Raw genomic sequence first — 17,153 nt, 5'->3', positions numbered from 1 at the left:
CTAATAAAACTAATATTAATAGAACAGCCTCTAAAAAATACTGTATGATAGGTTTATATTCAATAGTGAGGTGGATAATGTTGCAACTTCAGGTAATAAACAGTCCGTTTAATCAGGAGCAGGCGGAACTCCTAAATCGTCTTTTACCTACTTTTACTGAATCACAAAAAGTTTGGTTAAGTGGGTATCTTGCCGGCGCGGCTTCACCATTAGATTCCGTTCTTAGAGCACCTAACCAGGAGGGGACAGCTTCAAAAGAAGTGACTATTCTCTACGGTTCACAGACCGGGAATGCTCAAGGTTTAGCAAAAAAGGCAAGTAAATCGCTTGAAAATAAAGGGTTCCAAGTAACAGTTTCTTCCATGAACGATTTTAAACCAAATAATATAAAAAAAGTTAAAAATCTACTAATATTAGTAAGTACACACGGAGAAGGCGATCCGCCGGATAATGCTATCACATTCCACGAATTTATTCATGGAAAACGTGCTCCTAAGATTGATGAACTTAATTTTTCTGTCTTATCACTTGGAGATAGCTCTTATGAGTTTTTCTGTCAAACTGGAAAACAATTTGATGCTCGCTTAGAGGAACTCGGGGGTACACGATTATATCCACGGTTTGACTGTGACCTGGATTATGATGAACCGGCAGCGGAATGGCTCGCAGGAGTGATTAGCAGCCTAGGTGAAGCAAAAAGTGGAAGTCCTGCACTAACTCAGGCAGCAGCCACTCAAACAGTTGAGTCAACGTATTCAAGAACCAACCCATTTAGAGCGGAAGTGCTTGATAATATTAATTTAAATGGTCGAGGCTCCAATAAAGAAACCAGACATTTAGAGTTATCACTTGAAGGTTCTGGACTATCTTTTCAACCTGGTGACAGCCTTGGAATCTATCCAGAAAATGATTTAACGCTTGTTGACCAGCTTCTAGAAGAATTGAAATGGAACCCGGAAGAAAGCGTGACAATTAATAAACAAGGAGACGTTCTTTCATTGAAAGACGCCCTGACCACGTACTATGAAATTACAACACTAACAAAACCGCTTCTTGAAAAAGCAGCTAAGCTTTCAGCAAATAACGATTTGCAAGAGCTTGCTAATAACAGTGAAAGTTTAAAAGCATACCTAGAGGGACGCGATTTACTCGATGTGGTTCGTGAATTTGGACCATGGAATAGTTCTCCTCAAGAGTTTGTTTCGATTCTTAGAAAAATGCCTGCACGATTATATTCAATCGCCAGCAGCTTATCCGCAAATCCGGACGAAGTCCATTTAACGATAGGGGCAGTTCGATACCATGCGAATGGTCGTGACCGAAAAGGTGTATGCTCTATTTTTGCCGCAGATCGTTTACAATCTGGAGACAGTGTACCTATTTACATTCAGCACAATGAAAACTTTAAGCTCCCAGCTAATCCTGAAACACCCATCATTATGGTTGGTCCAGGAACAGGGGTGGCACCATTCCGTTCCTTCATACAGGAGCGTGAGGAATCTGGTGCCGAAGGTAAGTCATGGATGTTCTTTGGAGACCAGCACTTTGTGACGGACTTCTTATACCAAACGGAATGGCAAAAATGGCTTAAAGACGGTGTATTAACAAAAATGGATGTTGCTTTTTCCCGTGACACAGCTGAAAAAGTATATGTACAACACCGCATGCTAGAACAAAGTAAGGAATTGTTCGAATGGCTACAAGAAGGTGCTCACGTTTACATTTGCGGTGACGAGAAACATATGGCACATGACGTTCACCAAACACTTATTCAAATTGTCGAACAAGAAGGCAGCTTGAGCCGAGAAGATGCAGAAGCCTACTTAGCAGACATGCAGCAGCAAAAACGGTACCAGCGCGATGTATATTGATCTAGTAGTGGAAGGAGATTTTCATAAATGGTGAAGCAAAAATTAAAGGCACCTGAGGGCGCGCCAAGCGATGTTGAGCGTATAAAAAGAGAAAGTAACTATTTACGCGGAACACTAAAAGAAGTTATGCTCGACCCAATCAGTGCAGGAATTCCAGACGATGATAACCGCTTGATGAAACACCATGGCAGTTACTTGCAGGATGACCGTGATCTCCGTAATGAGCGTCAGAAGCAAAAGTTAGAGCCTGCCTACCAGTTTATGCTCCGTGTTCGTATGCCAGGTGGTGTGGCTACTCCAGAACAATGGCTTGTCATGGATGATTTAGCGGAAAAATATGGCAATGGCACATTAAAACTGACGACTCGAGAAACATTCCAAATGCACGGAATTTTGAAATGGAATATGAAAAGCACGATTCAGGAAATCCATGCAGCTCTTTTAGACACGATTGCAGCTTGCGGAGATGTAAACCGTAACGTGATGTGTGCCTCGAACCCATATCAGTCTGAGGTCCACGCGGAAGTATACGAATGGTCGAAAAAATTGAGCAACGACCTATTGCCACGCACAAGAGCGTATCATGAAATTTGGCTTGATGAAGAAAAAGTGGCTGGAACACCGGAGATTGAAGAAGTCGAACCAATGTATGGCCCGCTTTATTTACCACGTAAATTTAAGATTGGTATTGCTGTACCGCCCTCAAATGATATTGATGTATTTTCACAAGACCTTGGTCTTATTGCAATTGTGGAAGAGGGGAAACTAGTCGGCTTTAACGTAGCAATTGGCGGAGGCATGGGGATGACTCATGGAGACAAAGAGACTTATCCGCAGCTTGCCAAGGTAATCGGCTTTGTTAAGCCAGAGCAAATCTATGATGTTGCTGAAAAAGTGATTACCATCCAACGTGATTACGGAAACCGCTCTGAGCGTAAAAACGCTCGATTCAAGTATACGGTTGACCGCTTAGGACTTGAAACAGTAAAGGAAGAACTAGAAGAGCGCCTTGGCTGGAGTCTTGGTGAAGCAAAGCCTTATCAATTTGATAACAATGGAGATCGCTATGGCTGGGTGAAAGGCATTCGTGGAAAATGGCATTTAACACTGTTTGTTGAAGGTGGACGCGTGGCAGATTTTGATGATTATAAGCTGAAGACAGGCTTACGGGAAATTGCCAAAATACATACAGGTGATATCCGTCTGACATCTAATCAGAATATAATCATTGCCGATGTATCAGCTCAGAAAAAGAAGATAATTAGTGAATTGATTGAACAATATGGTTTAAAAGATGGTGAGTATGTTTCAGCACTCCGTCGCAGCTCGATCGCCTGTGTTTCTCTACCAACATGTGGTTTAGCGATGGCAGAAGCAGAACGATATTTGCCGCGACTTATAGACAAAATCGAAAAGATTGTTGACGATAACGGACTTCGAAATGAAGAAATTACCATCCGAATGACTGGTTGTCCGAATGGCTGCGCACGCCATGCACTTGGAGAAATTGGTTTTATCGGTAAAGCACCTGGTAAATACAATATGTATTTAGGAGCTGCGCATGATGGCAGTCGTTTAAGTAAAATGTACCGAGAAAATATCGGTGAAGAAGAGATATTGAGCGAACTACGTGTCATACTTTCGCATTACGCGAAAGAACGAGAGGAAGACGAGCACTTCGGTGACTTCGTGATTCGTGCAGGAATTGTTCAAGCTACAACAGATGGTACAAATTTCCATGCTTAATTCGAAAAAAGAGACAGGAACCCTGTCTCTTTTTTTTGTGTGTAGAAAATTCAGAAATTTTAAACTTCGTCTAGTTTTGTCATTTTTTAACTTGTTTTATCGAAACGATTTAATAGATTTAAATAAATGCTATAATTCATTTCATGACTACTAATAATTTAAGCAGCTAGATAATTAATATTGTTTAGAGGTGTGTTTTTGTTATGAGGATGGTAGATTTAGAAGAGGCAATTAATGAAAAAAGGGACGAAATGATTCATATTGGAATGACAAAAGGACTTTCTTGTGAAGAAACCGTATTATGCAGTCAGGAACTAGATAAACTGCTTAATGACTATAGAAGGTTAACTAAAGACCAGGGACAGTCTAAATCCAATATATTACTAGAAGATTTTGTCACTTTTATACAGCATTTGCAAAATTTAATATCAATACCTTACAAATTTTTAAATCCGTACAAGAGTAATAAATTCTCTTAACCTTAAAAGTGTATTCGAATAGAGAATGTTTAGACCCATCCATTTGCCAAAGATGGGTCTTTTTTTTCTACTAAACTATTATGTCCGCTGAATGGTAGAGGTAGAAAAGCTTTTAACCATTTTCTGCAAGTTTCTATGTGCTTCTCGTAATTTAATCGTTTCTTCGATGATTTTTTGGAATCCTTCAATGTCTCGATCAGATGCATATAACAGCGTCTTCGGTACACCTTCTGCAATTTGTTGTAGGGTAATATCCTGGCTCACGGCAATGACCACCTTTCAACTTATTAACTAGACTACGATTTCGTCTACTTTAATAGTTTTAGAAAAAGGATAGTTTCTCCTGCCAAGAACGTAAAAAACTTATCTACACAAATCACCAGTTTCTTTAACGAATAGTAACGTTTTTGCAAAAAACGACGGGAATCCATTCTGATTGATGTACATTTGTAGAAAAGTATTTAAAGAAAATTCAGTAAATTTAAATTTGAAAATAAATAGAGAAAGAAAAGAAAATTTTTCAGATTGCTAGCATAATTGTTGACTTCCGTTTTGATTATAATATAATAAAACCAATAGTTTTACTTGGAATTAAAAAAGAGGTGAAGATTAATGTACTTAACGATAGAAGCCATCGAGAAAAGTTTTATAAATGATAGAAAAGAAAACGTGAAAGTTCTCGACAACATAAATTTAAATGTTAAAAAAGGCAGCTTTGTTTCGATTGTTGGACCATCAGGCTGTGGAAAATCTACATTACTTTATCTTGTTGCGGGTCTGGACAAAGCTGATAAAGGAAATATCCGGGTCGATGGCAATCTAGTAACAAAACCAGGGCCAGAAAGAGTAGTAGTTTTTCAAGAAGCAGGTTTGTTTCCATGGCTGACCGTTTTAGAAAATGTAACCTATGGATTGATTTTAAAAAAGATGCCTAAAGAAAAGGCAAAAGCAAAGGCGCTTGATGTTTTAAAAATGGTTCACCTCAGCAGGTACGTGAATTCCTATCCACATGAGCTATCAGGGGGAATGAAACAGAGAGTTTCAATTGCTCGGGCGTTAGTGATGGAGCCTGACATTCTATTAATGGACGAGCCATTTTCTGCGCTTGATGAACAAACGAGAATGGTGCTACATAAAGAACTACTCGAAATTTGGAGGAAGACAAAAGTAACTATTTTCTTTATCACCCACAATATTAGGGAAGCGGTGCTTCTCTCCGAAGAAGTAGTCGTTTTTGCCACTCGTCCTGGACGGATTAAAGAAATCATTCCGGTGCCAACCATGAAGGATGGGGTTACACCGGATAGTGTGACAGTAAATACGGAAAAAAGAATTTTATCCATTTTACAGGAAGAAATCGAAAAAGTATTGAAGGAGGAAATGGGTGATGACTACAGCTTTAAGACGGATCATCTTCATCGCGGCGATAGCGGTGATATGGGAAGTCACATCTAGATTTTCCAGCCTTCCGGATTTTATGTTTCCTAGCCTTTCTCAAGTATTAGAAACACTGTTTAATGGCATTATTAATGGACAAATTACGCTTGCAATTGGAAAAAGTATGGGGCGTATCTTACTTGGCTTTACCATTGCCATTGTTGTCGGATTAATACTAGGCTATTTCATTTGGCGTTATAAAATCGTCGAAGATACGCTTGGTTTTGTCGTTACCGCTCTACAATCGATTCCAAGTATTGTTTGGTTCCCCTTAGCGATTATCTGGTTTGGATTAAATGATTTTTCAATTTTGTTTATTGTTACAATCGGAGCAACGTGGACTATGACTGTGAATGCAACGAGCGGCTTTAAGAACGTTCCGCAGCTCTATCAGCGTGTGGCTAAAGTATATGGTTCGGGCGGTTTCCATTTTCTACGAACCGTTATCCTGCCTGCTTCGGTGCCACAAATTATCTCAGGGCTCAGGATTGCCTGGGCATTCTCCTGGCGCGCCTTGATGGCAGGGGAATTACTTGGCGGCGGCGGCGGACTTGGTCAGCTGCTTGAAATGGGTCGTTCTCTCGGCCAAATGGATTTAGTCATATCCGTCATGATTATCATTGCGATTATTGGGACAATTGTCGATAATGTTGTTTTTTCAAGACTCGAGCGCAGTGTGGAAGTTAAGTGGGGAATACGAGGAAGATAGCAAGCTATTATTTTACTATTAGGAGAGAACATTATGTTAAAGAAATCAATGCTTTATCTGATTATGACGGTACTATTTATTGGATTATTAAGTGGGTGTGCACAAGGTTCGAACGAAGAGGGGAGCGGTGACCCAAAAACCGTTAAAATTGGATATTTTCCAAACCTAACGCATATTGCAACCATTGTAGCACTTGAACAAGGTTACTTTGAAGAAGCCTTCGGTAAAGATGTAAAGATTGAAACCAAAACGGTAGCAAATGGCGGACTGTTTATGGAAGCAATGGCTACAAAAGCAATCGATGTTGGTACGGTTGGACCTGGTCCATTACTTAACTTTTATGTAAAAAATAAGGAATATCACCTTATTTCTGGAGCTGTGAATGGTGGAGCTGTCCTAGTTGCGGCTGAACACAGCGGTGTAGATAAGCTTGAAGATTTAGACGGTAAAAAAGTAGCTATCCCGGTAATTGGAAGCACTCAAGATGTTATGTTAAGAAAAGCGTTAAAAGAAGCTGGCTTAAAAGCAAAAACGAGCGGTGGTACTGTAGATTTATTCGCTGCAGCACCTGCTGATACGGCTTCCTTATTTGTCCAAAAACAAGTAGACGCAGCGGCAACACAAGAACCATGGGGCTATGTAATTGAAAATCAAGCAAACGGAAAATTGCTTCTTGATTGGGATGAATTTGCTTGGGGCAAGGAATCCACCAATACAGTGGTTGCTGCAAGAGCAGACTTTTTGAAAAATAAAGACCTTTCTAAGAAGTACTTAGAAGCGCACAAAAAATCAGTGAAATTTATCCAGGACAATCCTGAAGAAAGCAAAGAAATTGTCATCAAGCATTTGAAGGATCTTACAGGTAAAGAGTTAAATAAAGACGAAGTGGACGCAGCTTTCTCACGTCTAGCAGTAACTACAGATGTAAATGAAAAGGTTATTCAGGAAATGGCAGACATCAGTAAAGAAGCAGGATATATTCCAAGCAGTGATATTAAGGGCATGATTGATTTGTCATTACTTAAATAATAAAAAAAGGTTTTGGACTTGATTATGAGTTCAAAACCTTTTTTTAAGGTAAAATAAATGAATACATAGTGAAGGGAATGGTAGGAATGAAATCAACAATCACATGGCAAGGGGATATGGCTTTTTCTGGGACTACACCTTCTGGACATGAATTAAGAATGGACGCTGCCCCAGAGATTGGCGGACAAAATAGTGGAGCGAGACCAACAGAGCTGCTCTTGTACTCTCTTGCTGGCTGCACAGGGATCGATATTGTAATGATTTTGAAGAAAATGCGTTTAGAGTTAACAGGTTTTTCGATGGGAATTGAGGGAACTCGTGCCGACACAGAACCCAAGAAATTTACTGATTTTCACGTTCACTATTCAGTTGAAGGGGATCTGCCGGAAGAAAAAGTCGTCCGTGCTATCCAATTATCAAAAGACAAATACTGTTCCGTGTCCCATTCATTAAGTGCTAACATCGTAGCAAGTTATTCGATTAATGGAACGAAGGGAAACCAAACGCTATAAGAAAAAAAGGATTCAGCATTTTTGCTGGATCCTTTAATTTTGTGTAATGATCATAAAACACCTTAATAAGTCGTTCATCTCCGCCCCGGTCGGGATGAAGGGCTTTTAATGGTTTCTTGTATAAAAACCATTTCATCAAATTCAAAACCAGGTACCTTCTTTATATAGGTTCAGAAATGGTCCGCTAGAATTCCTGATAATTGGGATTAAGGAAACTGCTCCAATAAAACTATTAAAATTACAAAATAACGCTTTAACAACACTGCATAATGAAGTTTCTATAAAACACAGCGAGCAGAATATATAAAAACATAGTAAAACAGCGAGGGAAAATCCCACGCTGTTTTTGATTCTAGTATAATAGAAAGTGGGTATATTGATATCGAGCTATTAGGGATAAAATAATTGTGTATCAATCTGGTGTTGTTTGCATTTGCATATGAATAAGAATTGGGGGATATTTATGATCATCCATACCTCAGGAAAACATGACAATCTTGAATTAGATATTCAGAACCGGCAAATTTTAACTCCAGCATCAGCATTTGGGATTTTTAGAAAAATGCTGGTTTCTAATATTGGAAAAGAACGATTAAAAGGTTTCCTCATTCGTTTTGGCTGGGAAATGGGAGTGAATGATGCAAAACAAGCCTTGAAGGAAGAGTTATCGATAGAAGAATTATTTAAACAAGGACCTGTCTATCATTGCATGAATGGACACATTACTGGCACAGAGTACGAGGGTCGTCTTGAACTAGATGAACATAATCAGATGGTCTCCTTAACCGGAACAGGTACTTGGAAGGATTCATATGAGGCTTTGGATCATCTGCAAAGATTCGGGATATCTGAACATCCTGTTTGTCATACCCTAATTGGCTATGCAAGTGGTTTTATGACAACGATTAGTGGACAGCACGCTTTGGCAAAAGAGGTTTCTTGTGTCGGCAAGGGAGATTCAGAGTGCCGTTGGGTCTTGAAGACTCAAAATGAATGGGATGATGAATTGAAGGATGAACTAGTCTTTTATAATGAAAGGCCAATAGTTAAAGAGCTGCAGTATACGTATGAACAATTGCTTGAACAGAAAAATACTGCGACGAAATTGATGGAGTTTCAAAAAGTCCTAACAGAAGAGATTGCGAATGGGAGCAATTTACAAACAATTATCGATATCGTGTATAACTTAATTCGTATTCCGATTCTGATTGAAGACATAGACCTTCGATGTATAGCGTATTCAGGAATATCTCAGGATGAATTTAATAATATTCAAAATGATATGAATCATTACCTGAAAGAAAATAGGGCAATCTTTCCTAATACTCGTAAAGAGAAGTATCAACTGCCATTTCAAAGAAAAACAATCCAAATGGATGATCATGCGCGTTTAATTGTAACAATTCTTATAGAAAAAAAGGTCTTTGGATATTGTTCTTTTCTTTATACCGACATAAAAAAAGCGATGAATTTGGAAGATGATTATATGCTATTAGCCCGTATTGCGAATGCCGCTTCTTTAATTTTATTAAATGAGAAAACTCGATTTGAATCTTTTTCAAGGATGAAGGGAGTTTTCCTGGAGCAGGTTTTAAATGGGACAATACCGTCTAGAAAAGAAATTATCGCAAAAGGAAGATATACAGGTCTAAACTTAGGTTTACCATACTATTTGACCATACTTGAATATAAAAATAAGTCCCTTGCCATGGAGGATGAATTTCATTTTCAAGAAAAAATATTGGAAACAATTTCTCAATACTTTAAGAGGGAAGCAAAAAATATTTTAATAGGTCTCTATGAAGGAAATATTATTCTTTTTATAAATAAAGAGGATACAGAAAAGATAAAAATTAAGTCCATTATGCAGGGACTTTACCAGGAATTAAAAAAAAATTACCCAGTATTTAAGTTTAAACTGGGAATTAGTAATGAAGGAAATGAAATAGAGAATTTGAAGCAGCAATATGAGGAGGCTTTTGTTGCATTAAGGCTTAATTCTACAAAAAAAGTGGTGTTATTTAAATCTCTCGGAATTGTCGGTATCTTGATTAACTCCAATAATATGAATGGCATTAAACTGTTAGCCAATCAGGAATTAGGACCTTTACTTAATAAAGAAGATCCTAAAATAGTAGAATTAATGAAAACTCTATACTTATTTTTGCTAAATGGGGGAAAGCTTGAGCAAACACTCAGTGATCTATCTATTTCAATGAGCGGTCTGCTGTATAGAATCAAAAAAATCGAAAATATGCTTGATAAAGATCTTCGTAATCCCACTGATGCGTATCAATTATTACTTCTAATAGAATCTTTGATTGCATTGGGAGAAATAAGTTTATAGAGTAATGACTAAATGGAGCCACGGATTCAATTCCGTGGCTCCATTTTTTTATAAAGCATTTAACTTATATAAAAACACCATAAAAAATTTACTAATAAGCTCAGTATTTTAACAAATTTTTATTATGTTCCGATTGTTTTTAATTTTCTATTATTAAGTTAGAGTTTGAGTCAATCATAATTTGTGTTCCGAAAAGTTGAAAGCGAATTCAGTAAAAGCATTAAGGTCACAGCGGGATAAGATAGTGTAAACCTATCATTGAAAAGTTATTAATAATGAAATGATCAAGATCAACACAAGAGAAAGGGGCTTTAATCAATGGGTACAGTTGAGACTAAAAAAATTAACACTGGAAAGTACAATACATTTTTCTGTGAAGGTGGGGAATCAAATTCAGAAACGATTATTTTCCTTCATGGTTCAGGTCCAGGGGCTAATTCTGAGACGAATTGGCGAAATATTCTTCCCGAATTAACGGATCGCTATCACGTGATTGCGCCTGACTATTTCGGATTCGGGAACTCTGATCACCCTGAGACGCCGCCAAAGAGTTTTTGGGAGTGGACAAACTGCCGAGTTGAGCAGGTCTTAGAATTAATGGATTATTTGCATATCGAAAAAGCAAAGCTTGTCGGAAATTCAATGGGCGGTATCATATCATTGAACTTGGTGATGACGGCACCGGAACGATTTGAAAAAGTACTTCTAATGGGCAGTGGTGGGGGAGAAGCGGCTCCAACTCCAGAGATAGCGAGAATGGTTGGGTTTTATAAAAACCCTACTTACTCTGCACTTAAGAATTTAACCACTTGGTTTGTTTATGATCAAAAGAGTTTGGGCAGAGAACTAGAAACTGTAATAAACGAGCGATTTGAAAACGTGATGCGACCTGAGATTAGAAAGTCTTTTACCCATAATGCATTCCCTACCATGCCTGGCGAAAGTGTTATTCCTCCAAATGCTTTAAAACAAATGGAACAGCCATTTCTACTACTACATGGCGTGGAAGATCGATTTGTTGTAAAAGAAAGCAGCTTATCATTGCTGCAGCATCTGCCAAATGCTCAGCTACATCTGATTAAGGGATGCGGACATTGGATTCAAATTGAAAAACGTGAAATATTCTTAAATTTATTAACTCAGTTTTTTGAAGGGAAATTAGATTGAACTAGTAAAAATTCGTATATTTCAGGTTGTCCTTAAGCCTGTCATATACTAAGAATTTATATTCTGAAAATTTGCAGTATTGCCTAATAAGGGGGATTTAACATGTCAAACGAATTGTTAAAAGCAGAGAATATAACAGTTGAGGAGTTATTAGCAGGGGCTGAAAGAATTGGTAAGCTTGCAGAACAGGAAGCGTTAGCTGCAGAGCAAAATTCGACTATTTCTGAAAACGTTGTCAAGTTGATCAAAGAAACTCAAATCTCACGAATGTTACTCCCAAAGAAATATGGTGGCCCTCAAATTGATCTAAAAACATTTGCTCAAATAATTCGGAAGGTTTCGTATCATAATGTTTCAGCAGGTTGGTTGACGTATCTCTACCCATTGCATAACTCGCTGCCATCTTATTTGGCGGAAAAAGGTATGGACGAAATAGCGATGTCGGAAGGATTAATCGTTGATGTCTTTGCGCCTGTTGGAAAAGCAGAGAAAGATGGCGATGGATATCACATATCGGGAAAATGGCATTTTGCCAGTGGTGTTTTGTACAGTGAATGGATCGGTCTTGGGCTCATCATGGAATTACCGGATAGCAGAGGTCCGGAGTTCTGTATGCCAATCATGAAAACATCGGAAGTGGAAATTTTAAATAACTGGGATACTTTTGGTTTAAGAGGTTCCGGAAGCAACTCAGTAATTGCTGATAATGTGTATGTACCAATCGAGCGGATCCTGCGTTTAGAGAGAGTAGCAACAGAAATGAAACGCCCGCCTTTTGATCACTATGATAAGGATTATCCATTCTACCATAAACCATTTTTCTCTACATTCTATATTGGGTTCCAAAACATCGCACTTGGCGGAGCGGAACGTTTGTTAAAAGAATTTAAAGAGCGTACGGAAAAAAGGATTCGTCTTGACGGAATACCTGAAAAAGAATCTCCACGAAGCCAAAGGGTGCTTTCAGAATTAACGATGAAGTATAAACAAGCTGAGTTATTGGTGGATCATTATATTGATTTATTAGAAAACTATGATAATGAAAATCCAACACCTCCTGAGGAATTCTTTGCCATCAGGGCAACAGCCATCAAACATTGTACAGAAATCGCCAATAGAATCCTTTTAACGCTAGGAGGAGCAGCACTTTCTAAAGGTGACATTGTGGAGTTGATGACGAGAGATATTTTATCTGTTGCCACTCACATTACCTCATTATATGAAGATGCCGTAGCAGATTATGGTAAAAATCTCTTTGGCTATGCAACAACACGGAACGGTTAATTAGATGAAAAGTTGAAAAATCTCGGTGTAGTGTAAGCTTTATAATTTGAAAAATAAAAAATAGAATTTAGGAGGAAATATCTATGATATTACCTGAAATTGCAAAGCTAGGACATATCGCTTTAGTAACACCTAATCTAGAAAAATCTCTTTGGTTTTTCCGAGATGTAATTGGATTAGAAGAAACAGAGGAAAAAGATGGGACACATTACTTGCGAGCTTGGGGTGATTTTGAACACCATACATTATCGTTAACTGCTGGGGATCGTGCACGTGTAGATCATATTGCCTGGCGTACAAAACGTCCTGAAGATGTTGAAGGATTTGCTAGTTTACTTGAAAAGGCAGGGACAGAGGTTGAATGGATTGAAGCAGGTCACGAAGCTGGGCAAGGTAGAGCCATTCGTTTCAAATTGCCAAGTAAGCATCCATTTGAAATCTATTATGATGTGGAAAAACCGACAGCACCTGAGGAATTAAAATCTAAATTAAAAAACCAGACATATAAATCATGGAGAAAAGGTGTTTCACCTCGTCGCATTGATCACGTTAATCTAGCAACTAACATGGATCCAGGTGGTATTCATACTTGGCTGTCTGATAATTTAGGCTTTAAATTACGTGAATATATTAAATTACCAGATGGACCAGTCGTATCAGGCTGGATGAGTGTTACTCCTTTAGTTCACGACATTGCAGTTATGGGAGATACAGCAAACGCAGGACCAAATCGTCTTCACCATTTAGCATATTGGCTTGATAATGCACAGGATTTGTTAAGAGCAGCTGACATTATAAGTGAAGAAGGCATTAAATTTACAGGACCAGGTAAGCATGGTATTTCTCAAGCGATGTATATATATGTACAAGATCCTGGAAGTGGACATCGAGTTGAGCTGTTTACAAATGGTTATCTGATTTTTGAACCAGACTGGCAGCCAATCGAGTGGACGCCAGAAGATATGGAATTAGGGCTTACTTACTGGGGAGAAAATGCTGTAATCGGTAATGAAGAAACGACTGAAGCATAAAAGTATAATATGTAACCTATTGATTGGATTATAACGAACCTTCGTTATAATCTTCTTTTTTTAATTGAAGACCACAGCTGTAAATATTAATACTTTGAAATATCCAAAGGATTCAATTAATATTTAATAAAAAGGCTTACATTTAGAATATCAAAAATAATTGTGAAGAGTACGATAACGGGATGTGATTGCATGTGCGTCAGCATTTATGAAGAGAGTTATAGTCAGGATGTCGTAAAAGGGGACCGTAAACTTGTAACATCAGCATCCGTTTTCGGGATTCTGAGACAGCAGCTTGCTAAAAATATAGGAATTAAGAGAATAAAAGGTTTTCTGTTTCATTATGGCTGGGAAATGGGCGTTAAAACTGCTAAAGAAGCGCTGCAAACAGAAACATCTTTAGAGTATCTTATTAAACATGGACCGATTCTCCATATTGAGAATGGTCATATTAGCGGGATTAAGCATGGATGTAATTTTGAACTGGATGGTCATGGCAGGATTAAATCCTTTTTTTCACATGGTACCTGGTTTGGTTCTTATGAGGCTGAAGAGCATATAAAACGCTTTGGACATTCCAATCATTCCGTTTGTCATACACTGATTGGTTACGCAAGCGGGTTTATGTCGACGATTTTTGGAGAGACGCTTTTAGCAAAAGAAGTCACTTGCGTTGGAAAAGGGGATGCAGGCTGCGGGTGGGTAATTAAGCCGAAAAAAGACTGGGAAAACGAGCTCGATGGAAATGAGGTTCTGAAGTTTTATAATGAAGCACCGATTGTAATGGAATTGGAGTATACCTATGACCAATTGCTCGAACAAAAAAATGTCGTAACCCGGTTAGCCAATTTTCAAAATAAATTAACGGAAGAGATTATCAATGGAAGTGATCTACAAACTATTGTTGATATTGTATTTAACATGGTTAACATACCAATTATCATTGAGGATTCAACCCTTCGAACCATAACATATTCAGGTTTCTCGGAAGAAAACTTTATGGAATTAAAAGCAGATATGGAAGTTTATCTGGAAGAAAACCGAATCAATCATAAACAGCTTTTACCTTTAAGTAAGAAAATAATTAAAACGGTCAATCACGATCGCCTAATCACTCCAATTTTCTTACAGAAGGAGGTAATTGGATATTGTAGCTTTGTGTATGAAGATAGGAAGCAACATGAGGAGGATTATTTGTTTTTAGACCGGTTAGCCAATGCAGCCTCTTTGATTCTATTAAATGAAAAGACGAAGTTTGAATCGTTTGAAAGAATGAAGGGTAATTTTCTAGATCAAATACTAGAGACACGATTGCCAGTCAGTGAAATTGTTAATCGGGGAAAATATACAGGATTAGACCTAGAGCAAAACTACTATATAACGGTAATGGAATATAAGAACACACAGACTACTATTGAGGATGAGTTTCTTTTACAAGAGCAAATATTTGAAACCACTTTCCGCTATTTTAATGACAGAAAATATAATTTATTGGTTGGTCACCGCGATGGCCATGTGGTTTTATTGATCACGAATCAGACGCTAATGCATACTTCCATCCAAAAAGTAATCAGGGAATATCAAGATTTTATGTTAAAAATATTCCCTAATGGCAATTTTAAGTTTGGAATTAGTCAATTAGGTGCTGATATTCATCAAGCTCCAAAATGTTATGAGGAAGCGTGTATTGCTCTCCGATTAGCAGGGAGTAAAAAAATCGTACCGTTTACTTCATTAGGGATTGTTGGGGTCTTGATCAATTCCAAAAATATAAATGGGATTAAAATGATTGCAGAACAAGAGTTGGGACCATTGTATAACTTGAAGGATCCAAGGACTATTGAATTGGTAAAAACATTATATAGTTTCTTGCTAAATGGTGGAAAATTGGAACAAACCATGAGTGATCTTTCACTTTCTATGAGCGGGCTTCGCCATAGGGTTAGCAGAATCGAAGGCCTGCTGGATAAAGATCTACGCGATCCAAACGAAGCTCATCAATTATTACTGATTATCAAATCATTAATTGCAATTGGTGAAATAACGATTGAATAAGGAAGACCATTCAGTTTAATCTGGATGGTCTTCCTTATTTTTTGGATATGAACAAACTTTGACTATAAATGAAAAAAACATGAACAGTTTTTGCTCTAGTAAGAAAATTGTGAATTCTTTAAACTTTATTTATAAGGTGTTAATAGTAATAACCTAATAAGTATTATTGTAAGCGATGTCAAAGTACTGACCAAGGGACATTTGTCCATAACATTAATTTTCTCAAAAAATATGTATTCTATCAGAAGGAGTGTAAACAATGGCAACTCTTGTAGTAAAAGAAGAAAATGTATCGGTGGATCAGTTGTTAGCTGGAGCGGAAAGAATCGGAAAATTAGCCGAGGAAGAAGCCCAGGAAGCAGAAAAAAATGCGACCATTTCACAAAATGTGGTGGATCTCATTAAAGAAACGCAAATTTCACGAATGATGCTTCCTAAGAAATATGGCGGACCTCAGGCAGATTTGAAAACGTTTGCGAAGGTGGTTCGTAAAGTAGCAAATTACAATATTTCAGCTGCATGGCTGACCTATCTATATCCACTTCACAATATGCTTCCAGCCTTTCTTCCAGAAAAGGGAGCCGACGAAATTGTCAATCAGGGAGGATTAATCTGCGATATCTTTGCTGCATTAGGTAAAGCTGAACGGGATGGGGATGGTTATCGTATTAGCGGTAAGTGGAGCTTTGTCAGTGGTGTCAACTATAGTGAGTGGGTCGGTGTAGGGGTCATGATTCAATTCCCTGACAGTCCAAAACCAGTATATTGCTTACCAATGTTAAAAGTTTCAGAAGTAGAAGTGGTAAACAATTGGGATACATTTGGGCTAAGAGGGTCAGGAAGTAACCAGATTATTGCCGAAGATGTATATGTCCCAATGGAACGGATTTTACGACTAGAACAGGCAGAACTTACAAGAAGACCGCCTGTAGAAGAGTACGACACAGATTATCCGTTTTACCATGTCCCATTCTTTCCTTCTTTCTATCTTGGTTTCGGTTACATGGCACTTGGCGGGGCAGAGCGGATTCTTAAGGAATTTAAAGTACAAACCGAAAAGCGTGTGCGTTTGATGGATGGTGTTAGAGAAAGCGAGTCGCCAAGAAGTCAGCGTGTATTAGCGGAAATGACCACTGATTTCCACATTGCAGAAGCTTTACTCGACAAATACATTGATCTCCTAGAAAACTATGAAAAAGACGGCTGTGTGACACCGCCTTCTGAATTCTTTTCGATTCGGACCAAAGCAATCAAGATTTGTACAGATATCGCTGTAAGGTCGCTATTAACACTGGGTGGCGGGGCTCTTTATAAAGGCGGTGCAATGGAATTATTCTTACGGGATATTATTGCCGTTGCTACACACAAAACTTCTTTATATGAAGATGCAGTTGCCGCATATGGAAAAGAATTGTTTGGTTTTGATGGTGGCGTCAGGGGCTAACTTTATTTCAATGAGGATGAAAGAGTTGGATAGGAAAAAATA

Annotated in this window: 14 protein-coding genes; 13 read left to right on the top strand and 1 reads right to left on the bottom strand. The window is 38.1% G+C overall.

The annotated features are described in order from the left end of the window. Positions 1-80 precede the first annotated feature (80 nt). The 3 genes from J2Y03_RS12525 to J2Y03_RS12515 all read left to right on the top strand — a co-directional run bounded on the left by J2Y03_RS12525 (position 81) and on the right by J2Y03_RS12515 (position 4,096). Entirely contained in the window at positions 81-1,871 is a 1,791-nt protein-coding gene (locus J2Y03_RS12525) for an assimilatory sulfite reductase (NADPH) flavoprotein subunit (RefSeq protein WP_310194944.1), read from the top strand. Between the two features lie 27 nt (positions 1,872-1,898). Next, positions 1,899-3,617, top strand: a complete 1,719-nt coding sequence (gene cysI / locus J2Y03_RS12520; protein ID WP_310194562.1) for an assimilatory sulfite reductase (NADPH) hemoprotein subunit — start codon at positions 1,899-1,901, stop codon at positions 3,615-3,617. A 203-nt stretch (positions 3,618-3,820) separates the two neighbouring features. Then, positions 3,821-4,096 (top strand): aspartyl-phosphate phosphatase Spo0E family protein, encoded by a 276-nt coding sequence (locus tag J2Y03_RS12515; protein ID WP_132095736.1) that lies wholly within the window; start codon positions 3,821-3,823, stop codon positions 4,094-4,096. A 78-nt stretch (positions 4,097-4,174) separates the two neighbouring features. Here the strand turns inward: J2Y03_RS12515 and J2Y03_RS12510 are convergent, their stop codons facing one another. Beyond that, a complete protein-coding gene (locus J2Y03_RS12510) occupies positions 4,175-4,360 on the bottom strand; it encodes a hypothetical protein (RefSeq protein WP_090759593.1) in 186 nt (61 codons plus the stop codon). Between the two features lie 348 nt (positions 4,361-4,708). Here J2Y03_RS12510 and J2Y03_RS12505 point away from each other — a divergent pair, with 348 nt between their 5' ends. The 10 genes from J2Y03_RS12505 (at position 4,709) to J2Y03_RS12460 (ending at position 17,111) form a co-directional block, all read left to right on the top strand. Beyond that, positions 4,709-5,551, top strand: coding sequence for an ABC transporter ATP-binding protein (locus J2Y03_RS12505; protein ID WP_310194558.1), 843 nt, complete (start codon positions 4,709-4,711; stop codon positions 5,549-5,551). Next, positions 5,484-6,242, top strand: coding sequence for an ABC transporter permease (locus J2Y03_RS12500; protein ID WP_132095741.1), 759 nt, complete (start codon positions 5,484-5,486; stop codon positions 6,240-6,242). Before J2Y03_RS12505 ends, J2Y03_RS12500 begins: the two co-directional genes overlap by 68 nt. Before the next feature lie 33 nt (positions 6,243-6,275). Continuing rightward, positions 6,276-7,271 (top strand): aliphatic sulfonate ABC transporter substrate-binding protein, encoded by a 996-nt coding sequence (locus J2Y03_RS12495; protein WP_310194555.1) that lies wholly within the window; start codon positions 6,276-6,278, stop codon positions 7,269-7,271. Between the two features lie 86 nt (positions 7,272-7,357). Beyond that, complete coding sequence (locus J2Y03_RS12490) at positions 7,358-7,783, top strand: OsmC family protein (RefSeq protein ID WP_310194553.1); 426 nt, start codon at positions 7,358-7,360, stop codon at positions 7,781-7,783. Between the two features lie 463 nt (positions 7,784-8,246). Next, positions 8,247-10,130 (top strand): XylR N-terminal domain-containing protein, encoded by a 1,884-nt coding sequence (locus tag J2Y03_RS12485; RefSeq protein WP_310194550.1) that lies wholly within the window; start codon positions 8,247-8,249, stop codon positions 10,128-10,130. Between the two features lie 318 nt (positions 10,131-10,448). After that, positions 10,449-11,297 (top strand): alpha/beta fold hydrolase, encoded by an 849-nt coding sequence (locus J2Y03_RS12480; protein WP_310194548.1) that lies wholly within the window; start codon positions 10,449-10,451, stop codon positions 11,295-11,297. A gap of 102 nt (positions 11,298-11,399) precedes the next feature. After that, positions 11,400-12,581, top strand: coding sequence for an acyl-CoA dehydrogenase family protein (locus tag J2Y03_RS12475; RefSeq protein ID WP_310194546.1), 1,182 nt, complete (start codon positions 11,400-11,402; stop codon positions 12,579-12,581). Between the two features lie 83 nt (positions 12,582-12,664). Then, positions 12,665-13,612 (top strand): VOC family protein, encoded by a 948-nt coding sequence (locus J2Y03_RS12470; RefSeq protein WP_310194544.1) that lies wholly within the window; start codon positions 12,665-12,667, stop codon positions 13,610-13,612. Positions 13,613-13,804: 192 nt separating this feature from the next. Continuing rightward, positions 13,805-15,667 (top strand): XylR N-terminal domain-containing protein, encoded by a 1,863-nt coding sequence (locus J2Y03_RS12465; protein ID WP_310194542.1) that lies wholly within the window; start codon positions 13,805-13,807, stop codon positions 15,665-15,667. A 259-nt stretch (positions 15,668-15,926) separates the two neighbouring features. Beyond that, positions 15,927-17,111, top strand: coding sequence for an acyl-CoA dehydrogenase family protein (locus J2Y03_RS12460; RefSeq protein WP_310194539.1), 1,185 nt, complete (start codon positions 15,927-15,929; stop codon positions 17,109-17,111). The last annotated feature ends 42 nt before the right edge of the window (positions 17,112-17,153 follow it).

Source organism: Neobacillus niacini, assembly GCF_031457145.1.
Taxonomy (GTDB): Bacteria; Bacillota; Bacilli; order Bacillales; family Cytobacillaceae; genus Neobacillus; species Neobacillus niacini_J.
Note: the sequence above shows the minus strand (reverse complement) of the source record. Positions and strands in the feature narration are given on the sequence as shown.